Raw genomic sequence first — 19,440 nt, forward strand, 5'->3', positions numbered from 1 at the left:
GAGATCAGTCACGAGCGTTCGCCGGCGGCCCGGTAGCGTACCGTCGAGACCCACTGCCTGAGGCGATCCAGCAACACGTAGACAAAGGGCACGACGACGAGGCTGATCACGGTCGAAAAGCCCAGACCGCCGATCACCGCCCGCGCCATGGGGAAGTACGGCGGGCCGTCGCCGCCGATGCGGGTCTGGCCGAGCGCCAGGGGAATCATCGCCAGGATGGTGGTCGCGGCGGTCATCAGGATCGGTCTCAGTCGGTCGCGTCCGGCCTGGATGACGGCCTCGTCGCGCGCCATTCCCCTGCGGCGCAGATTGTTGACGTGGTCGATCAGCACGATGCCGTTGTTGACCACGATCCCCATCAGTACCAGCATGCCGATCATCGCCATTAGCGACATCTCCGTGCCGGTGATGAAGAAGAACCAGAACACGCCGACGAAGGAAAACACGATCGAGGTCACGATCGAGGCCGGGAACAGGGTCGATTCGAACAGCGCGGCCATGACGATGAAGATCAGCGCGACGGCCAGCAGCATGTTGAAGGCCATCTGGGTCATGGCGTCGTCCTCGCGCTGGAAAGCCTCGCCATAGCTCCAGCCGTAGCCCGGCGGCAGCGCGACCTGTTGCATGACGGCGTCGATGGCCTCGCGCGCCTCGCCCATCGACAGGTCCGCGAGGTTCATGTTCACGTTCACGCTGGTGCGCCGGTTGAGTCGAGATATGCTGGCCGGCCCGCTCACTGTTTCGAAGTCGGCCACGGTGGCCAGGCGGACTCGCTCGCCCCGGTCGTTGACCAGCGGCAGGTTGGCCAGCTGCGCGGCGCTCTGTCGGTCGCCGCCATGGAAGGCCAGGCGCATGGTCAGCTCGCCCTCGGGGCCACGGAACTCGTTGAGCCGTTCGCCGCGCATGGCCACGGCGATCGCCTGGGCGACCTGCTCGCTCGAGAGCCCCTGGCGGATGGCGCGCTGGCGATCGACGCGCACCTGGACTTCCTGCGCGCCGGCGGTCGCTTCCGAACGCACGTCGACCAGTCCTTCCACGCTCGAGAGCACGCGCGCGAGCTCTTCCGACAGCTCGAACAGGCGCTCGCTGGATTCGCCGTGCAGGCTCAGGCTCAGCGAGTCGCGCCCGCCCCCGCCGCCTTGCTGTGAATCGAAGCTCGGACGGCCGATGGCGATCGCCGGCAAGCCCTCGCGGACCCGTTCGCGGATGCGCTCGTTGGAGATCCTGCGCTCGGGGTCGAGAATCAGCGTGGTCTCGGCGCGATCCTCGCTGTAGTAGCTGTACAGCGACTCGAATCCGAACCGCGCCTGGTTGTCGCGCAGGTAGTCCTCGACGCGGTCCACGTCCCGGCGCACCCGATCGAGCGAGTAGGTGCCCTCGACGTTGAAGTGCAGCATTAGCCGGTCGCCTTCGGCCTGCTGGAACATGTTGGTCTTGACCTGGCCCATCGGAACAACCGCGCTGACCAGGAGCACGACCACCCCCAGCGCCGTGATCCAGCGCCGCCGCAGGCTGAACGACAGCACGCCGGCATAGGCATCGGTCAGGCGGTCGAGCCAGCCGCCGGCCTTCGGCGGCGGCGGGGGCGGTACTTTCAGCGTCAGCAGCGGAATGATCGTCTGGGCAATCAGCAGCGAGGCGATCAGCGCGATGGTGATGGCGTAGGCGACAAAGGACAGGAAGGACGTGATCTCGTTCTGCGCGCCAAAGATATTGGGCAGGAAAACGATGATCGTCGTCAGCGTGCCGGCCGTGACCGCCATGGCGACTTCGCGCACGCCGATCAACGTGGCCCGGCCCGGCTGGTCGGGAAAACGCTGGCGGCAGCGGTAGATGCTCTCGGTCACCACCACCGCGTTGTCGACCAGCATGCCGATGGCCAGCATCAGCCCCATCATGGTCAGGATATTGAGCGACAGGCCCAGGAAGTACATCGCCCCGAGCGTGATCAGGATGGCCGTGGGCACCGACAGCATCACGATCAGGGTCGTGGCCCACTGGCGCAGGAAGACGTAGAGCACCACCATCGACATCAGCGCGCCAAGCAGGCCGGCCAAGGCCAGGTCCTTGAGCGACTGCACCACGCCTTCGGCCTGGCTGAACAGGACGAACAGGTTGATGCCCTCCATCTCGGACAGGGCATTGATCGCTTCGACCTCGGCCAGCACGGCGCGGCTGACCTCGACCAGGTTGGCGCCGCTTTCGGCGAAGACGTTGACGCCCACGGCGAACTGGCCGTCGAGCAGGCGTTCGTAGCGGCGCGGCGGCGACTCGATACTGATCTCGGCGATATCGCCCAGGCGCAGGCCGCGCTCGTTGATCGGCAGGCGGCGGATCTCGTCGATGTCCGTGAAAGTGCCCAGCGGCGTCACCCGGATGCGCCGGCCGGCCCTTTCGTCGTCGACGTAGCCGGCCGAGACCGAGAAGTTGGCGCCACGCAGACGCTCGCGCAGCGCGTTGAGATCGATGCCGTGCGCGGCGACGCGGTCGGCGTGCAGCAGGATGCGCACCTCGCGCGGCTCGACGCCGTCGATGCCCACGCTGGCCACGCCCTCGACGCGCTCGAGCCGGCGGCGGACGTTGCGGTCGAGCAGTTCCCAGGCGTCGCTCAGGTCGCGCTTGGAACCGATGCGCAGGCCCAGGATGGGATCGTTGGTGCTGGTAAAGCGACGCACGAAGACATGGTCAACGTCCTCGGGCAAGCGATGCCGAATGCCGTCGATCTTGTCCTTGGCCTCGACCCCGCGCGCGTCCATGTCGGCGTCCCAGCCGAAGAACACGAACATCCGCACCTGGTCGGAACCGACGTTGGTGATCATGCGCTTGATGCCGGCCATGGTCGCCAGCGCTTCCTCCACCGGCCGGGCGATACGTTGCTCGACCTCCTCCGGCGAACTGCCGGAATACGGCACTTCGATCATCATGCCCGGGAAGTCGATGTCCGGAAAGAGCTCCAGCGGCAGCAGTCGCGCGGCGATCAGTCCGAACACGGCCAGGCTCACGAACACCATGCAGGTGGTGACCGGACGGCGGATGGCCAGGCGAGGCAGCCGGTTCATGGCGTCGACCGGGCGACTTCGCCCGAGTGCATATCGGCCTGGGTTCGGCGCCGGTCGAGCAGGCTGTAGACCACCGGAATCACGACCAGGGTCAGCGCGGTCGACAGCAGCAGGCCACCGATGACCGCAATCGCCATCGGCGCGCGCATCTCCGCCCCCTCGCCCAGGCCGACGGCCAGCGGCAGCAGGCCGAGGGCCGTGGTCAAAGTCGTCATCACGATCGGACGCAGGCGCGCGCGGCCGGCTTCGACAATAGCCGCCTCGCGAACCATGCCCTCGGCGCGCAGCTGGTTGATGCGCGTGACCAGCACGATGGCGTTGTTGACGACGATGCCGGCGAGCATGATCACGCCGATGAACACCACCACCGACAGGGTCGTGCCGGTCAGCCACAGCGCGAACACCGCGCCGGTGAGCGCCAGCGGGATGCTCAGCAGGATCACGAAGGGGTGCAGCAGCGACTCGAACTGCGAGGCCATCACCAGGTAGACCAGGAACACCGCCAGGGCCAGGGCGAGTATCAGCGAACGGAAGGCGCGCTGCATTTCCTCGCTCTGGCCGGCAACGCGCGCGCTGACGCCGCGCGGCATGGGCACGCCGGCGATGATCTCGCGCGCTTCCTCTGCGGCCGAGCCCAAGTCGCCGAAGCTGGCCTCGGCCGAGATGACCGCTACCCGCTGCTGACCGACGCGGCGAATCTCGCCGGGACCGACGGCAATGTCGATATCGGCCACGGCGTCGAGGGTCACGGGACGTTCGGCGCCGGGATTGACCACCAGCTGGCCGATGCGCTCGGGCGAGGCGCGCTGCGCGTCGAGAACGCGAACGCGCACGTCGATCTCGCGCTCGCGCCAGCTATAGCGCGTGGCCACGTCGCCGCGCACCTGGCGCACGACCGTGTCGGCAATCTGGTCGGACCTGAGCCCCAGCCGCGCGGCACGCTCGTGGTCAAAGCGAATCCGGATCTCGGGATAGCCCTGCTCGGCCGAGGAGCGCACGTCGGCAAAGCGCGGCGACTCGGCCATGCCGGCGGCAATCCGCGTCGCCACCGCGCGCAGCTCCGCGAGCTCGTAGCCGGCCACTTCAACTTCCAGCGGCGTGGCCAGGGTGAACAGTTCGGGCTGGCCAATGCTGTAGTCCACGCCCGGGCGCTCGTCCAGGTAACTGCGCAGGGCCGAGCGCACCGCGTCGGCATCCGAGCCGGGCTTGAGCACGACGTTGAGCGTGGCCCGGTGCTCGCCGGCTTCCTCGGGATTGGCGTCCATGCGATCGCCGGTGCCGACCAGGGCATCGGTGCGCTCGACCTGGGGCCACTCACCCGCGGCGGCAGCCAGGCCGGCAACCATCTGCCCGGTCTGGGCCAGCGGTGTACCGGGCGAGAGCGCGATTTCGACGCGAAGCTCACCCTGATCCAGCGCCGGCACCAGCTCCATGCCCAGCCGCGGCAGCAGCACGAGGGCGAGCGCGAACAGGCCCAGGGCCAGGAAAAGCGTGCGTCCGCGTCGTCTCAGGGAAGCTTCCAGAACCGGTGGGTACCTGCGTGAAAGCACGTCATAGCCGCGGTTGAACACGGCCACGAGCGGCCGCAGCGCCAGGCCGAGCCCTTTGCCGAGCCCGCGAAACAGCCCGCCAACCAGGCGCGTAACCAGCACGGCCAGCCACGTGAGCGCGGATTGCCCGCGCCCGCGAAGCCGGGCCAAGCGACCACGGGGCGGCTCGCTCTTCGCATCATCATCCCCCTGCGGCAAGTTACCGCCGACACGATTGCGCGGCTGCTCTCCCACGGAAGCCAGCATCGGGATCAGGGTCAGCGCAACCGCCAGCGAAACCAGCAGGGCGAAAGTGACGGTCAGCGCCTGGTCGCGAAAAAGCTGCCCGGCAATCCCGTCGACAAAGGCCAGCGGCAGGAACACGGCAATGGTCGTCAGCGTCGCCGCCACCACCGCCCCGGACACCTCGCCGGCGCCCTCGCGGGCGGCCGCGATCAGGCCCAAGCCACGCTCGCGCTTGGCGGCGATGTTCTCCAGCACCACGATGGCATTGTCGACCAGCAGGCCGATGGCCAGCGCAATCCCGCCCAGGGACATGATGTTGAGCGTCACCCCGGCGCCATACATGGCCGCAAAGGTGGCGACGACCGATATCGGGATCGCCAGCCCGACCACCACCGTCGCTCGCGCGCTCTTGAGGAACAGGTAGAGCACGCCGATGGCCAGCAGACCGCCGAACAGCGCGGCCTGAACCACTTCGTTGATCGCGCTGCGGATGAAGACCGACTGGTCGTAGACGCGGGTCAGCGCCAGGTCGGCGGGCAGGTCGGCGCGGATCTCGCCCAGGCGCCGCTCGACCGAGCGGGCCACGGACACGACGTTGGCGTCGCCTTCGCGGTACAGCGCCAGTTCCACCATCTCCTGTCCGTCGACGCGGGTAATGGCGTCGCGCTCGCGCCAGCCTTCGCGCACCTCGGCAATATCGCGCAGGTAGATCGGCTCGCCGTCGCGGCTGGCCACGATCAGGCCGGCAATTTCATCGACGGACTCGAATTCGTTGATCGTTCGCACCAGGAACTGCCGGGTGCCCTCTTCCAGGCGCCCGCCGGAGAGATTGATGTTCTCCGCGCGCAGGCGCTGGGCCACCTGGGCCGGCTCGAGGTTCAGCTGGGCCAGGCGGTACTGGTCGAGCAGCACCTGGATCTCGTCCTCCAGGCCGCCGGACACCGTGATGGCCGCCACGCCCTCGATCGACTCCATGTCCTTCTTGAGCCGTTCGTCGGCGTGCCGACGCAGGATGCGCAGGGTGGCAAAGTCATCGTCGGCGTCGGCCGGAAGGATACGGCTGGCGGCATCGGCCTCGCGAGCCACTTCGGAGGTGTCGCGCGCCAGGGCGAAGCGCATCACCGGTTCGTTCGAGGGATCGAAGCGCAGCAGCAGGGGGCGATCGGACTGGAGCGGCAGGGTCAGGCGCTCGATGCGCTCGCGCACGTCGATGGCGGCGCGGTCCATGTTGCTGCCCCAGGCGAACTCGAGGGTGACGTCCGACTGGCCGGTGCGCGAGGTCGAGCGCACCCGTCGCACGCCCTGGACCACGCCCACGACCTCCTCGATCGGCCGCGTAATGAGATTCTCGATCTCGCCCGGCGCCGCGCCGGCAAACTCGGTGCGCACGGTCAAAGTGGGGTAGGCCAGGTCCGGCAGCAGGCTGACGTCGAGCCTCGACAGCGAGACCAGCCCGAACAGCAGCACCGCCAGGGTGAACATCGCAACGGTCACCCGCCGGCGCGTGGCGAAACGGATCAGGTTCATGACGAGACGTCCACCGCTTCGATGTGTTCGGCCACCGCCTGCTCGGCATTCGCCTGCGGCGGCTCGTCACCGATCAGCTGCACGCGTGCGCCGCTTCTGAGGCTGGCCTGGCCGGTGACCACCACCGCTTCGCCCGGCTCGATGCCGGCGACGATCTCGTAGTCGCCGTTGTTGCGGTAGCCGACCTCCACACTGCGCCGCTGGGCCTCGCCGTCGTCGACGACGAAGATCGAAGCTTCGCCATCCTCGATCAACACCGACTCGACCGGCACCAGCACGGCCTGCTCGCGCCGGTCGTGGACGATGTCGAAGCGGCCGAACATGCCCGGGCGCAGCCGACCGGACGGATCGCGCAGCTCGACGGTCACCCGGAAGGTTCCCGAAGCGGCGTCGACGACCGGACTGATGCGATCGACCACGCCCGCGAAGCGCTCGCCGGGCAGGGCATCGGCCCTGAGCACGCTCACCTGCCCGGGCGCCAGCCGCGCCAGTTCGCGTTCGGGCACGTGCAGGGTGGCCAGCAACGGATCCATGGTGGTGACCCTAAAGACCGGCTCGGTGGTCGAGACCATGTTGCCGACCTTGATCATGCGCTCGGACACGACGCCGTCGATCGGTGCCGTGATGGCGGTATACGACAGCTGCAAGCGGGCCAGATCCACGGCGGCCTGCTGCGACTCGAGTTCGAACGCCAGCCGCTCGAACGCCTCGGTGGCGATCATGTTGCGCTCGTGCATCTCGCGCTGCCGGTTCACGTCCTGGCGCAGCCGCTTGAGGTCCGACTCGGCCCGGGCCAGTTCGAGCCCGAGCCGCTCATCGTCGATGCGCGCCAGCACATCGCCGGCGGCGACCCGGTCGCCCTCCTCCACCTCGATCGCCGTGATACGCCCACCGACCCGCGGCACCACCGCCGCCTCACCGTCGGCCTCGAGCGTGGCCGTGGCCGAGTAGAAAGCCTCGATCGCGTCCTGACGGGCGGCGACCGCTTCGACCGGAACCGCGCGCGTTTCCTCACCTTTCTCGCCCTCATCGGACGCATCGTCCGAGCCGCAGGCCGTCGCCAGGCCCAGGCTCGCAGCCAGCAGCAATAGCAGCTTCTTGTTCATCATTGGTCTCGCCTCGAAACGGCAATCTGGTGTGTTGGTGAACTATAACACCAGCATGGCGAGCCGACATGGGCCGGAAGTCATGGTTACCCGCGAACCGGCGTCTTCGGATCCATGAACACGTAGTATGGACTCAGGAACCAATATCATCCCTGCAGCCCTGTATTTCTCGGAGAAACGACATGCCCCATGCCGCTCGCATCCTTGCGCTGCTGATGACCGCCACCCTCATGGCCAGCGCCACGGCACAAGACGGGCTCTGGTCATCGGCCGAGCCGATCGAGCAGTCGCTGGCCTCGCTGTCTCCGGCCGCGGTCGAAGCCTGGCGGATCAACCCGCGCAGCGGCCTGGTCGACGATGGTCGGGCAACGCTCACGATCGCCTTGCCGGGACGAGCGACGCTCGAAGCCCGCATCAAGCACGTCTTCCGCCACGGCCCTGACGCGCTCACCTGGACCGGAACGATCGAGGGTGAAGCGGGTCACGTGCTGCTGGCCCGGCGGGGCGAATGGATCAGCGGCGTGGTGAATACCGCCACCGAGAGCTGGGAGATCCGCCCGGATGCCGAGCACGGCCAGATCCTGATGCGCATCGATCCGGCCGGTTTTCCGGCCTGCGGCGGCGGCATCGATCCCGGTGAAACGATGCCGCCGGAATCGAGCAACGCCACCGTCGCTGCACCCGAAGAGATCGGCGGTGACACCGCCGGGGTCAACGGCGACAAGACGGCAATCGATCTGCTGGTGGTCTACAGCGAAGCGGCGCGCGAGCAGCTCGGCGGAACGGCGCAGATCGAGGCGCACGCCCAGGCGGCCATCGACAACGGCAACCTGGCCCTGCGGGACAGCCTGACTGAAACATCCTGGAACATCGCGCATATCGCCGAGATCGACTTCACCGAAACGGGAACCTGCGGCGACCGGCTGGGCGCCTTGCGTGTCAACGCCCAGGCGCAGGACCTGCGCGACCGCTACGGCGCCGACATGGTCGGCATGCTGCTGGCCGACGGCGGCAGTGCCTGCGGCTGCGGCTACGTCATGCGCAACCCGGGGCCGGAGTTCGCCGCCAGCGCCTTTCAGGTCACCGCCAACAACTGTGCGGTCGGCAACCTGACCTACGCCCACGAGCACGGGCACAACTCGGGCATGGAGCACGATCCCGCCAACGGTGCGTCACCAGGCGCCGCTTCCTACGACTGGTCGTTCGGGCACTATGCCGACCGCCTGTTCCGGACCGTGATGTCCTACTCGAATCCCTGCTCGTCCGGCTGCCCGAGGCAGCCCTACTTCTCCAACCCGGACATTTCCTTCAACAACATACCCACGGGCATCGATCGCGAACGCCACAACGCACTGACCGCCGCGCTCACGGCGCCGATCATTGCCGAGTTCCGCGAGCGCCCCGTGCAGGAACCCGAGCTGTCGGTCGATCCGGCGGCATTGGAGCCGGCGGTTCTGGCCGGGCAGACCGCCGCGGTCGAGATGACCCTGAGCAACAACGGCACGGCGGCGCTGGACTGGACGATCAGCGCCGCCCCTGAAGGCCGGAGCGGTCGCGTCGACGGGACCTCGAACGGCGCGCTCCCGTGGCTGGATGTCGACATGGAATCGGGGAGTCTCGCCGCCGGGGCGCAGGAAGTGATCACGCTCAGCCTCGACGCCGCAGAACTCGACATCGGCGAGTACCCGGGCCGGATCGACATCGACAGCAACGATCCGGAGCAACCGGAGACCGCGGTACCGATCACCCTGGAGGTGCTCGGGCCGGCGATTCTTGAAGACCGTTTCGAGGCGCTGCCCTGAATCAGAGCGGCTGCCCGCTCAACTCAGGTGCAGGACCATCACCAGGGCGTCCTCGCGCCCTTCCTCGGCCGGGTAGTAGCCCGGGCGCCGACCGATGGCGCGAAAGCCGTTGCGCTTGTAAAGGGCCACGGCGGCCTTGTTGCTGGGGCGGACTTCGAGAAACAGGCGCGTGGCGGCAGCAACCTGCGCCTCGCGCACCAGGTGCTCGAGCAACAGGGCCGCCAGGCCGCTGCGCCTCTGCTCGCTGCGGATGCACAGGTTGAGCAGATGGGCCTCTTCCAGGGCGTTGGAGACGATGCCGTAGCCGGCCACTTCACCGGCGACTTCCAGCACGTGGCAGCAATAGCCCACGCGCAGGCAGTCCTGAAAGATGCCGCGGGTCCAGGGATAGGGGTAGGACGCCGTTTCGATCGCGCTGACGGCGTCGAGGTCGCCGCGCAGCATGGCGCGAATCGCCACCTGCGGAGACACCACCGCTGCCATCAGCTTTCGAGCGCCTCGGCCAGCAGGCGCCATAGATGACGCCTGGCCCCGGCGCTGCGGGCCAGTTCGTGCAGCTCGGCTGCGGCAAGCACACCCTCGGAACGCGCGCCAGCCGGAACAGCTCCGAACACCAGCACCCGCTGGACGCCGCGGGATTCGAGTTCATCGAGCGCCACGCCGGCGGATTCCGAATGCGCCCACTGCCCGAAGCGGCAACGGGTCGATCCGATGGCCGCCTGGATATCACCGAGCAGGGTGTCGTAGCGACCGTCCCAGGGGGCATCCTGAACGAGCAGCCAGTCGCCGTCGCCCGATGCCATGCGGACCCGCGGGACGAGGCCGTCCGTGCCGCTCCCGGCCGCCTCGCGGTCGTCGGAACGGCCCGGTTGCGGCGACGGGGACGACTCATCCAGGCGCCGGTCCCGGCGCACCCAGATATCGATGCCCAGCGCGGCCAGGCGCTCTCTTGAGGCGGCCGAGGGCATCATGACCTGTCGTTCTCGCGGCGTCGGCGGATGCGTTGCCGGTTGCGACCGCGGATGGTCACGATGGGCCCGGACAAGACGTAGAGAACGCCCACCGTCAGCAGCACGGCCGGCAGGTCGATGGCGAGCAGAACCAGCAGAACCAGCAACAGGAAAATCCAGGCAAAGGGCACCCGGTCGCCGCGCGGGCCGGCCTTGAAGCTGTAGTAACGAACGCGCGAGACCATCAGCGTGCCGAGCAGGATCGTGACCACCAGCAGCGGCCAGGACAGCAGCTCGGGGTTGATCTGCCGGTCGTCGGAAAACCAGACGATGGCCACCAGCATGCCGGCCGCCGCCGGGCTGGCCAGGCCCTGGAAATAGCGCTTGTCCGCCACGCCGGCCTGGGTGTTGAAGCGCGCCAGGCGAAGCGCAGCGCAGGCGGCAAAGAAGAACGCGCCCAGCCAGCCGGCCTTGGCCGCAACGGTGCCTGGATGACCGAGGGAATCGAGCGTCCAGGTAAAAACCAGGATCGCCGGGGCGATGCCGAACGAGACCATGTCCGAAAGCGAGTCGTACTGCACGCCGAACTCCGACTGCGTGCCGGTCAGGCGCGCCACGCGCCCGTCGAGGCCGTCGAGCAGGCCGGCGATCATGATCGCGATGCAGGCCGAAACGGGCTCGCCGCCAATGGCCGAGACAACGGCGAAGAAGCCGGCCATGAGCGCACCGGTGGTCAGGGCATTGGGCAGCAGGAAAGCGCCGCGTGCCGGAGTCTGTTCGGAGGGGTCGTCTTCTGACATGCCTCGAGGCGGATCGTGTTTTTGGCCGGGCACAAGAATAGCATCCCGTCTCGAGCTTGCGTTGCGGCGGCGAGTACGGCAAAGTTCATCGACAAGCCCCTTCGAGGACTGATTGCATGAACAAGCTTGTCGCAAGTGCCCTGCTGGCGGCCATGTTCGCCGGCCTGGCGTTCCAGCCCGATGCCGCTGCCCAGGAGCAGACGATCTACAAGTGGATGGATGAAGAAGGGGTCGTACACTACACCGCGCGCCCGCCGGAAGACGTCGAATTCGAGGAAGTCGGCATCGAGAGCCGTGAACCGGTCGAAACCGAGAACGACGACCCGGAGCCCAGTGAGGACGTCCCGGCCGAGAACGAGCCGCCCGAGCAGCCGGAAATGACGCAGCAAGAACCGGACCCGGAGCTGGTGGCCGAACGCTGTGCCCAGGCCCGCAGCAACATCGACAACCTCAACCAGTACGAGAATGTCACCGTCCGCGGCGAAGACGGCGAACAGCGCTCAGTTTCGGACGAGGAACGGATGCGCATGATCGAGGAAGCGCAGGCGTTTATCGACGAGTGGTGTTAGGAAGGAAGGTTTCAGGTTTCAGGTTTCAGGTTTAAGGTTTCAGGTTTCAGGTTCCGGACCCTGAATCCGCACGATGGTCGCGAAGGTCGGGCACCGTGGCTCGCGCCGGTGCCAATCGCGGCGCCCGGCTGCTAGAATCGCGTGTTTACTTCACGCAGCACGCAAACGGGCTCCCCTCATGAAGACCTCTCGCTTCCACCTCGCCACCCAGCGCGAAGTTCCTGCCGACGCCGAGATCGTCAGCCACCAGCTAATGCTCCGGACCGGCATGATCCGCAAGCTCACCTCCGGCATCTATGACTGGACGCCGCTGGGCCTGAAGGTGCTGCGGAAGGTCGAGCAGGTGGTACGCGAGGAAATGGACGCCGCCGGCGCGCTGGAAATGCTGATGCCGGCGATCCAGCCGGCCGAGCTATGGGAAGAGACCGGCCGCTGGGACGATTTCGGCCCGCTGCTGCTCAAGATCACCGACCGCGCCGGACGCGAGTTCGCCTTCGGCCCGACGCACGAAGAGGTGATCACCGAATTCGCTCGTGCCGAGCTCAGATCCTACAAGCAGCTGCCGATCTGCTTCTACCAGATCCAGTCAAAGTTCCGCGACGAGATCCGCCCGCGCTTCGGGGTGATGCGCGCCAGGGAGTTCCTGATGAAGGACGGCTACTCCTTTCACCTGAACGATGAAAGCCTGGCCGAGTACTACCAGGTGATGTTCGACACCTATTCGCGCATCTTCGAGCGCCTGGAACTGAAGTTCAAGCCGGTCAAGGCCGACTCCGGCGCCATCGGCGGCGCGGTCAGCCACGAGTTCCACGTGCTGGCCGACTCCGGCGAGGACGCCATCGCCCACGTCCCCGGCGGCAGCTATGCCGCCAACGTCGAGCTGGCCGAGGCGGTCGCCGTGGGCGAACGCGCCGAGCCGGCCGAGGAAATGCGCCTGGTCGACACGCCCGACGCCAAGACCATCGCCGAGCTGGTCGAGCAGTTCGAACTGCCGATCGAGAAGACGGTCAAGACCCTGGTGGTCGAGGCCAGCGACGAGTGCGAGGCCGATTTCGTCGCCCTGCTGGTGCGTGGCGATCACGAACTCAACGACGTCAAGGCCGAGAAGCATCCCTGGGTGGCCGCGCCGCTGCGAATGGCCGCCGAAGAGGAAATCCGCGCGGCCATCGGCGCCGGTCCCGGCAGCCTCGGGCCCGTCGAGCTGCCGATTCCCTGCATCATCGACCGCCAGGTCGCCGTCATGAGCGATTTCGGGGCCGGCGCCAACGTCGACGACAAGCACTACTTCGGCATCAACTGGGACCGCGACGTCGCCCTGCCCGAAGTCACCGACCTGCGCAATGTCCTCGCCGGCGACCCCAGCCCGGAAGGCGACGGCACGCTCGAGATCATCCGCGGCATCGAGGTCGGCCACATCTTCCAGCTCGGCCGCAAGTATTCCGAATCGATGAACGCCGTGGTCATGGACGAAGGCGGCCGGGGCGTGCACCCGACCATGGGCTGCTACGGCATCGGCGTGTCGCGCATCGTCGCGGCCGCCATCGAGCAGAACCACGACGAGGCCGGCATCATCTGGCCCGAGCCGATGGCGCCCTTCCAGGTCGCCATCCTGCCGGTCAACGGCCACAAGTCCCACCGCGCGCGCGAGCAGGCCGAGAAGTTCTACGACGAGTTGACCGCCGCCGGCATCGAAGTGCTGATGGACGACCGGCCACTGCGCCCCGGCGTGATGTTCGCCGACGCCGAGCTGATCGGCATTCCGCATCAGCTGGTCATCGGCGAGCGCGGACTGGATCAGGGCATCGTCGAGTACCGTCGTCGCGGCGGCGACAAGCGCGAGATCGAGATTGATCAGGTCATCGAGTTCGTCAAGTCGAACCTGGTCTGAATCAGCGCAGGACTTCCGATATCTTCCTCTGTGCGTCCCGAACGGCGCGCGGATCCATCCGCAGGATCTCGCCGACCCGGCGCGGGTCGGCCTTGACCAGCTCACCGACCGTTCGGATTCCGGCGCGCTCCAGGCCCTGGATGGTGCGCTCATTGAACGTTTCGCTGGGGAAGAAGGTTTCCGACGGAAACTCCCTGATCGAAGTAGCCGCATCGAATTTGGCCGACGGTCGCTCTTCGCGCTGCAATCGATCGCCCCCGGAGCGCTCCTGCTGTCCGTAAGAACCTGACGGGGCAGCCCGGTCCTGTGCGGCCACGGCAGTCGATGCGGCGGCGAGCATGACGGCCGCGCACAGTATGAGGATGGTGTGTCGTGTCTTCATGATTTTTATCCTTACGGTCTGTTGATAAGAGGCCACTTCGGCATGGCATCCCGGCCGATCGGGCAGTGGATCGTCGAGTTGGGGTGCAAACTGTCAGACGCGGACTTTGCTCGATCACTTTCGGTGCGAATTCCGAAGTTCATTGGCAGTCACCTAGAGTCGCCGCACCCCAGCCGTATGATGAATCAACTTGGCAATCCCGGCCTCCACTGACACTGCTGTACAGTCCGCTTGCGGTGTTGTCGCGTCCACCACTCACGCCGCTTCCAATTTCACTGGCTGTGTTTCCGACTCCTCCACTCACGCTGCTTAGATTTCCATTGGCAGCGTTTGAGCTTCCAGCACTGACACTGCTCATGTCTCCACTGGCGGTGTTCAATTGTCCGCCGCTGACGCTGCTTTGTACTCCGCTGGCTAGATTGCCAATGCCCGAAAGGACTCCCGCCCTGAGACGGGTAATCGCGTTCTGGCCGCCCAATACTATCCCCCCCGTTTGCGAATAGGCCGCTTGTTCTCCGCCGACAATATTGTGCGAGCCCGAGTTGTGGGCTTGCGCCCAGATATGACCGTCAGCTTCGCAATCGACTTGATTGTCGAACGGTCCTTTCGAGCAGACCTCACTAAAGTCTCGAGCTTCAGCAAAGCCGACCACCAGATTGCCGGTGCCGTCGGGGGTGGTCTGGTCCTGGGCGGCATTGATGATCTGGAAATTGGCGCCGGTCAGGCGCAGGATCGGGCCCTGCACCGCGGTATCGGCGGGCGGCGTGCGGTGCAGTTCCAGAAATTCGTCGAGGTCGACCACGAAGTCCTCGCGTGCGAGCAGCTCGCTGTTCTCGATCGTGGCCAGGCGGGTGTCGTGGTCCTGAGAAGCGCTGGTCAAGGCTGAGAGCTGCGTGGCCATGCCATCGACCGTTGCTTCCAGGTCATCGACCCGGGAGGTCAGCGCGGCATTCTCGGTTTCGAGTACGTCGATCCGGTCTCGTTCGGCCTGCAGGTCCTGCGCACTCACCGAGCTGGCGCAATCCCACGCGCTGCCGTTCCATTTGGCCACTTCTTCGGCCGAACAGGCCAGGTCCGCCAGGCTGATCTCCGGCACATTCAGCGCCGCCACGGCCAGCGGGGCCGATCCAATGCGCTGACGCGGAGTCAGCGTGTTGCCGCTGACCATGATCTCCAGGTAGAGCGGGCCGGACTCGTAAGTGGCCCCGAAATCCAGTTCGACCTGGAACAGGCCGTCGGTTACCGGCACAGCGGACAAAACGGTTGCGGCGCCGATCTGATTACCATCGATCAGGCTGTCGAACAGCCGGAACTCCATGCCGGGCGTGCCGGTGAACGGCCCGCCGGCGTCCTGGAGCTGGCCCTGGTAGGTAATGGTGGTTTCGGTCTGGGCAGATGCCGGGACGGCTGTCATCGACAGGATCGTTATCAGAAGCAGGAAGCGCATGTTTTCACCTCGAACAGTCAGGAATGATGGGTGGCCGTAGTGAGGGTTACGCACAAACCTGCCAGGCGGAGACATCCGCACGACACACGACAGAACAGCCAATTTCCTGGGGGATACCAGTCCGGCCGCTTGGGATCGGCGGGAGCGTCACCTGCACGCGGCCAAACGCCGCGCTGCGGAAACGGGAACTCGATGCCGCTCCCTACGCCCGGGCGTGATGTTCGCCGACGCCGAGCTGATCGGCATTCCGCATCAGCTGGTCATCGGCGAGCGCGGACTGGATCAGGGCATCGTCGAGTACCGACGGCGCAAGAGGCACCGCCGGGGCTGCGGCTTCATTCGGATCGGGCGACGCGCTCGTCTTCAAGCAACACGGCTTCGAGCGCCGCCAGGCGCTCTTGCTGCTCGGCCAGCCGCCGTTCGAGGGCCTCGATCCGGGCCTGCTTGCGCGCGTTCTCATTTTCCAGCGACGCCATGCGACTTTCCTGCCCCGAATCCGAAGCCCCGTCCGGCACAGGCACGGTGCCCGCCTGGGACGCAGCATCGGCGCTGGCGGGGACACTCGTTGCGTTGTTTCTCTGCGCGAGCGCCTGTGTGAGGATGCTGCCACCGTCGTTGACTGCGTAGACCAGGTCGCCGGCGTTGAAGCCGTCGGTCCCGTCGGAGCTGTAGACCATGACCTCGCCGTCGGCCAGTTCACTCGCCGTTGGCTGACCGCGCTGGCGATACAGAACGCCACGATCCGCCTCGACCATGCCCTCCGAACGCATAGCGTCTCGCGAATACAGGCCGTAGCCATCGGGCGAATCGGTTTCCCCAACGACGCCATGAACTTCACCGGTGGAGGAGCTGGCAAGACCGTAAACGCCGGCAGCGCCGACCTCAGTGCCGAACGTTTGACCGGCTACACCCTGCCCGGCGCCGTCAATGGCGTGCGCGTAGCCCATGACCCCGCGGGCGTTAGAGTTGACTGAATGGGTATCGCCGCGAACGCCCCAGGACCAATCGGTCTCCGCAGCATTTGTTGCATACACGGCGTTGTAGTCGGCTGCATCGACGTCAACCCGCAGTCCGTTCCCGGAACCCGATGCGTCTTGCACATACAACTTGTTGCTGGAACTCGGCTGTACACCGATGCCCACACTACCGCTGTCGAATACCGCACCGTCACCAACCAGCGACCAGACCGCCGGTTCGAATTCGTCGCTCGCGCACTGCCAGGATGCGCCGTCCCATTTAGGTACTTCGTTCTCGGCGCAGCTCAAGCCGTCCAGGGTATCAGGGGCATCGAGGGCGTACCCGGCCAGCGGCACGCCGGTCACGCGCTGGCGCGGCGCAAGCGGCTCGCCGCCCACGGAGATCTCGAGGTAGCGCGGGCTGCCGTCGAACACGCCGGCACCAAAATCCAGTTCGACGCGGAACAGGCCGTCATCGACCTCGACGCCCGGACGGCTGATCGTGCTGCCCACCTGATTGCTGCCATCCTCGGTCTCGTAGAGCGAAAACTCGAGGTCCACGGTGTCAGTGACCGGTCCCTCCACGGTCTGAAGCTGACCCTGGTAGGTAAAGGCGGTGTCGGCATGTGAGTGCGAGGCAAAAGCGGCACACGCACAGAGCAGGATAATCGTCGCGATTCGCACGGACTCTCCCCTTTGGCTGGCAGGTTGGAAATACCAGCGGGTGCAATCCAAACCGGCGCCGAAAACGACTACTGGCTACGGACCGAGTGCGCCCGCTGACGGTTCCACGTCAGCCTACACGCCAGGAACGCCTCGCGGCAAATCAGCCTTCGCCAGCGGCGTCGCTGCGCATCCACACGTCGCGCTGCGGAAACGGAATCTCGATGCCGGCTTCGTTGAGCGCCTTGTAGACGGCCATGTAGAGCTCGTGGGCGACCAGGCCGCGCTGCACCGGTTGCGCCACCCAGCACAGCAGCTCGAAATCCAGGCTCGAGTCGCCGAAGCCGCGCATGCGAACGCGCGGTTTCGGATCCTTGCAGACGGTATCGTGCTCGAATGCGATCGCCTCGAGCAGCTCGCACACGGCGTCGACGTCGCTGCCATAGGCCACGCCCACCTTGATCCGAATCCTGAATCGTTCCCACTTCCCACCCGACTCGTTGTAGATCTGCGAGTTGGCCATCATCGAGTTGGGCACGGTGATCTCGACGTCGTCGCGCGTGAGGATGCGCGTGGAGCGAATGCCGACCTTGGTGATCTCGCCGCGCTCGCCGGTGTCGAGCACGACGTAGTCGCCCAGCTTGTAGGGCGCATCGGCGATGATGAAGAAACCGGCGAACAGGTTCGCCAGCGTGTCGCGGGCGGCGAAACCCACGGCGATGCCGATGACCCCGGCCGAGGCCAGCCAGGCGGTCGGATCGATGCTCCACACCATCAGCAGCGCATAGGCGGCCGCGCCGACGACGATCACCGTGAGCATCAGGTCGAACAGGGGAATCGTTCTTTCCTCGACGATGGCAAAGCGCTGGCGCAGGTGGCCGAGAATCTCCAGGCCGATGTGGCCGGCGCGCAGCGCCGAGAGCATCAGTCGAACGACGAGCAGGCTCAGCAGCAAGCGAATGACGATCTGCTCGACCCGATCGCTCAAGCCGAGCACCTGGACGGCCAGGACGATCGACAGGTAGGCAACGAGCAACGCCGAGACGTTGGCGGCGATTCGCAGCAGGCGGTGATGGAGGTCGCCGCGAGTGCGCGCACCCAGCTTGCGGCCCCAGAACAGGACGATGCCGCGGCCGATGACCGCCAGCCCGACGCCGATGAGCGCCACCGCCAGGGCCAGCACGGGCGGATAGGCCGCCAGGAAGTCCCAGGCCGCCTGCAGCTGACCCGGAAGCCAGTCCGGCGCGCTGGCTGTCATGGTCTCGGTTTCTTCCATCTCAATGCTCCCGAATGAACGCGGCCCGCCTCCGCGCCGCTGTCGCTGACCCGCATACTACACCGCGGCGCGGCCACCGCATCACGACTCGCCGCGGCAGAGCATTCAGCGATTGCATCGAGCCGCGCCGCTCACGTATAATTGACGGGATTTGCCCGGCCAAGCCGGGTAAAGAACCTAAAACACACGCTGGTCGACACATGCGACGGGGTTGTCCCGCTTCGATTCGGAGCGCGGATCGTCACATGGGATCAGCGGAGGCTTAAACCCCGGACAATTCGCGCCCTGCCGACCGACCCGAAGGAAAACGGCGGGCGGGTGCCTTGTCCATCAAAATTGGAGTACTGACATGCCTGACGTCACCATGCGCCAGATGCTCGAAGCTGGCGTGCATTTCGGCCACCAGACCCGCTACTGGAACCCGAAGATGGAACCCTACATCTTCGGCGCCCGCGGCAAGATCCACATCATCAACCTCGAGGAGACCCTACCGCTCCTCAAGGACGCGCTCAACTACCTCGGCAGCCTCGCCTCCCGACGCGGCAACATCATGTTCGTCGGCACCAAGCGCGCGGCCAGCACGGCCATTGCCGAGGAAGCCCAGCGCTGCGGCATGCCGTATGTCTCGCACCGCTGGCTCGGCGGCATGCTGACCAACTTCCGCACCGTGCGCGGCTCGATCAACCGTCTCAAGGACCTCGAGCAGCAAGGCGTCGACGGCACGTTCGACAAGCTGGTCAAGAAGGAAGTGCTCGATCTGACCCGCGAGCGCGACCGCCTGGAACGCAGCCTCGGCGGCATCAAGGACATGAACGGCCTGCCCGACGCGATGTTCGTCATCGATGTCGGACACGAAGACATCGCCGTGGCCGAGGCCCGCAAGCTGGGCATCCCGGTCGTCGCCGTGGTCGACACCAACCACAACCCGGACAACATCGACTACGTGATCCCGGGCAACGACGACGCCATCCGCGCCATCCGCCTGTATACGCAGCTGGCCGCAGACGCCATCCTCGAAGGCCGCGCCTCCGTGCCCCAGCCGGGCGAAGGCGATGCCGACGAGTTCGTCGAGCTCGACGCCGACGGCAACCCGGTCAAGAAGTCCGCCAAGCCGGCCGCCAAGAAGACCGCGTCCAAGAAAACGGCCAAGAAGAAGACGGCCGCCAAGGCCGAGGCCGGCGACAGCGCGGAAAAGGCTCCGGCTGCCGCAGCGGAAGCGCCGGCCGAAGCCGAGCCCGAA

Annotated in this window: 13 protein-coding genes and 2 pseudogenes; 5 read left to right on the forward strand and 10 right to left on the reverse strand. The window is 66.4% G+C overall.

Going from position 1 to position 19,440, the window contains the following annotated elements; genetic code table 11:
- Positions 1-8 precede the first annotated feature (8 nt).
- Genes ACDC67_RS09770 through ACDC67_RS09780 form a run of 3 tightly spaced genes read right to left on the reverse strand, consistent with a single transcriptional unit; the run spans position 9 to position 7,470 of the window.
- Positions 9-3,059: an efflux RND transporter permease subunit gene (locus tag ACDC67_RS09770; protein ID WP_376692696.1), complete on the reverse strand. Its 3,051-nt coding sequence runs from the start codon at positions 3,057-3,059 to the stop codon at positions 9-11.
- Complete coding sequence (locus ACDC67_RS09775) at positions 3,056-6,361, reverse strand: efflux RND transporter permease subunit (RefSeq protein WP_376692697.1); 3,306 nt, start codon at positions 6,359-6,361, stop codon at positions 3,056-3,058. The genes ACDC67_RS09770 and ACDC67_RS09775 overlap by 4 nt, the downstream gene beginning before the upstream one ends.
- Complete coding sequence (locus tag ACDC67_RS09780) at positions 6,358-7,470, reverse strand: efflux RND transporter periplasmic adaptor subunit (RefSeq protein ID WP_376692699.1); 1,113 nt, start codon at positions 7,468-7,470, stop codon at positions 6,358-6,360. The genes ACDC67_RS09775 and ACDC67_RS09780 overlap by 4 nt, the downstream gene beginning before the upstream one ends.
- Before the next feature lie 179 nt (positions 7,471-7,649).
- Between ACDC67_RS09780 and ACDC67_RS09785 the strand changes: the two genes are divergently transcribed.
- Complete coding sequence (locus ACDC67_RS09785; RefSeq protein WP_376692700.1) at positions 7,650-9,269, forward strand: M12 family metallo-peptidase; 1,620 nt, start codon at positions 7,650-7,652, stop codon at positions 9,267-9,269.
- An 18-nt stretch (positions 9,270-9,287) separates the two neighbouring features.
- Here the strand turns inward: ACDC67_RS09785 and rimI are convergent, their stop codons facing one another.
- From rimI to pssA, 3 genes are read right to left on the reverse strand one after another with little or no spacing between them, the layout of a single operon-like run.
- Positions 9,288-9,752 carry a ribosomal protein S18-alanine N-acetyltransferase gene (gene rimI, locus ACDC67_RS09790; protein ID WP_376692702.1) on the reverse strand — a complete coding sequence of 155 codons (465 nt, stop codon included), beginning with the start codon at positions 9,750-9,752 and terminating at the stop codon, positions 9,288-9,290.
- Complete coding sequence (locus ACDC67_RS09795) at positions 9,752-10,240, reverse strand: hypothetical protein (RefSeq protein ID WP_376692704.1); 489 nt, start codon at positions 10,238-10,240, stop codon at positions 9,752-9,754. The genes rimI and ACDC67_RS09795 overlap by 1 nt, the downstream gene beginning before the upstream one ends.
- A complete protein-coding gene (pssA, locus tag ACDC67_RS09800; RefSeq protein ID WP_376692705.1) occupies positions 10,237-11,019 on the reverse strand; it encodes a CDP-diacylglycerol--serine O-phosphatidyltransferase in 783 nt (260 codons plus the stop codon). Before pssA ends, ACDC67_RS09795 begins: the two co-directional genes overlap by 4 nt.
- Before the next feature lie 116 nt (positions 11,020-11,135).
- On the opposite strand from pssA, the gene ACDC67_RS09805 reads away from it, so the two are divergent.
- Positions 11,136-11,588 (forward strand): DUF4124 domain-containing protein, encoded by a 453-nt coding sequence (locus ACDC67_RS09805; protein ID WP_376692707.1) that lies wholly within the window; start codon positions 11,136-11,138, stop codon positions 11,586-11,588.
- Between the two features lie 178 nt (positions 11,589-11,766).
- Complete coding sequence (locus ACDC67_RS09810) at positions 11,767-13,476, forward strand: proline--tRNA ligase (RefSeq protein ID WP_376692709.1); 1,710 nt, start codon at positions 11,767-11,769, stop codon at positions 13,474-13,476.
- A gap of 1 nt (position 13,477) precedes the next feature.
- On the opposite strand, the gene ACDC67_RS09815 is transcribed toward ACDC67_RS09810, so the two are convergent.
- Positions 13,478-13,858, reverse strand: coding sequence for a hypothetical protein (locus ACDC67_RS09815; RefSeq protein ID WP_376692710.1), 381 nt, complete (start codon positions 13,856-13,858; stop codon positions 13,478-13,480).
- 139 nt (positions 13,859-13,997) lie between these two features.
- Complete coding sequence (locus ACDC67_RS09820; RefSeq protein ID WP_376692711.1) at positions 13,998-15,305, reverse strand: hypothetical protein; 1,308 nt, start codon at positions 15,303-15,305, stop codon at positions 13,998-14,000.
- A gap of 196 nt (positions 15,306-15,501) precedes the next feature.
- On the opposite strand from ACDC67_RS09820, the pseudogene ACDC67_RS09825 reads away from it, so the two are divergent.
- A pseudogene (locus ACDC67_RS09825) lies at positions 15,502-15,618 on the forward strand (His/Gly/Thr/Pro-type tRNA ligase C-terminal domain-containing protein); the annotation flags it as partial.
- 22 nt (positions 15,619-15,640) lie between these two features.
- Here the strand turns inward: ACDC67_RS09825 and ACDC67_RS09830 are convergent.
- Together ACDC67_RS09830 and ACDC67_RS09835 are read right to left on the reverse strand one after the other, a co-directional pair.
- Positions 15,641-16,945 (reverse strand): hypothetical protein, encoded by a 1,305-nt coding sequence (locus ACDC67_RS09830; RefSeq protein ID WP_376692713.1) that lies wholly within the window; start codon positions 16,943-16,945, stop codon positions 15,641-15,643.
- 142 nt (positions 16,946-17,087) lie between these two features.
- Positions 17,088-18,200 carry a mechanosensitive ion channel family protein gene (locus ACDC67_RS09835; protein ID WP_376692714.1) on the reverse strand — a complete coding sequence of 371 codons (1,113 nt, stop codon included), beginning with the start codon at positions 18,198-18,200 and terminating at the stop codon, positions 17,088-17,090.
- 349 nt (positions 18,201-18,549) lie between these two features.
- Here ACDC67_RS09835 and rpsB point away from each other — a divergent pair.
- A pseudogene (gene rpsB / locus ACDC67_RS09840) lies at positions 18,550-19,335 on the forward strand (30S ribosomal protein S2); the annotation flags it as partial.
- Positions 19,336-19,440 lie beyond the last annotated feature (105 nt).

The organism is Wenzhouxiangella indolica, from assembly GCF_042310355.1.
Lineage (GTDB): Bacteria > Pseudomonadota > Gammaproteobacteria > Xanthomonadales > Wenzhouxiangellaceae > Wenzhouxiangella.

Coding starts and splice junctions, on each gene's coding strand:
- ACDC67_RS09770 (WP_376692696.1), bottom strand. CDS start 3,059: ATGAACCGGCTGCCTCGCCTGGCCATCCGCCGTCCGGTCACCACCTGC.
- ACDC67_RS09775 (WP_376692697.1), bottom strand. CDS start 6,361: ATGAACCTGATCCGTTTCGCCACGCGCCGGCGGGTGACCGTTGCGATG.
- ACDC67_RS09780 (WP_376692699.1), bottom strand. CDS start 7,470: ATGATGAACAAGAAGCTGCTATTGCTGCTGGCTGCGAGCCTGGGCCTG.
- ACDC67_RS09785 (WP_376692700.1), top strand. CDS start 7,650: ATGCCCCATGCCGCTCGCATCCTTGCGCTGCTGATGACCGCCACCCTC.
- rimI (WP_376692702.1), bottom strand. CDS start 9,752: ATGGCAGCGGTGGTGTCTCCGCAGGTGGCGATTCGCGCCATGCTGCGC.
- ACDC67_RS09795 (WP_376692704.1), bottom strand. CDS start 10,240: ATGATGCCCTCGGCCGCCTCAAGAGAGCGCCTGGCCGCGCTGGGCATC.
- pssA (WP_376692705.1), bottom strand. CDS start 11,019: ATGTCAGAAGACGACCCCTCCGAACAGACTCCGGCACGCGGCGCTTTC.
- ACDC67_RS09805 (WP_376692707.1), top strand. CDS start 11,136: ATGAACAAGCTTGTCGCAAGTGCCCTGCTGGCGGCCATGTTCGCCGGC.
- ACDC67_RS09810 (WP_376692709.1), top strand. CDS start 11,767: ATGAAGACCTCTCGCTTCCACCTCGCCACCCAGCGCGAAGTTCCTGCC.
- ACDC67_RS09815 (WP_376692710.1), bottom strand. CDS start 13,858: ATGAAGACACGACACACCATCCTCATACTGTGCGCGGCCGTCATGCTC.
- ACDC67_RS09820 (WP_376692711.1), bottom strand. CDS start 15,305: ATGCGCTTCCTGCTTCTGATAACGATCCTGTCGATGACAGCCGTCCCG.
- ACDC67_RS09835 (WP_376692714.1), bottom strand. CDS start 18,200: ATGGAAGAAACCGAGACCATGACAGCCAGCGCGCCGGACTGGCTTCCG.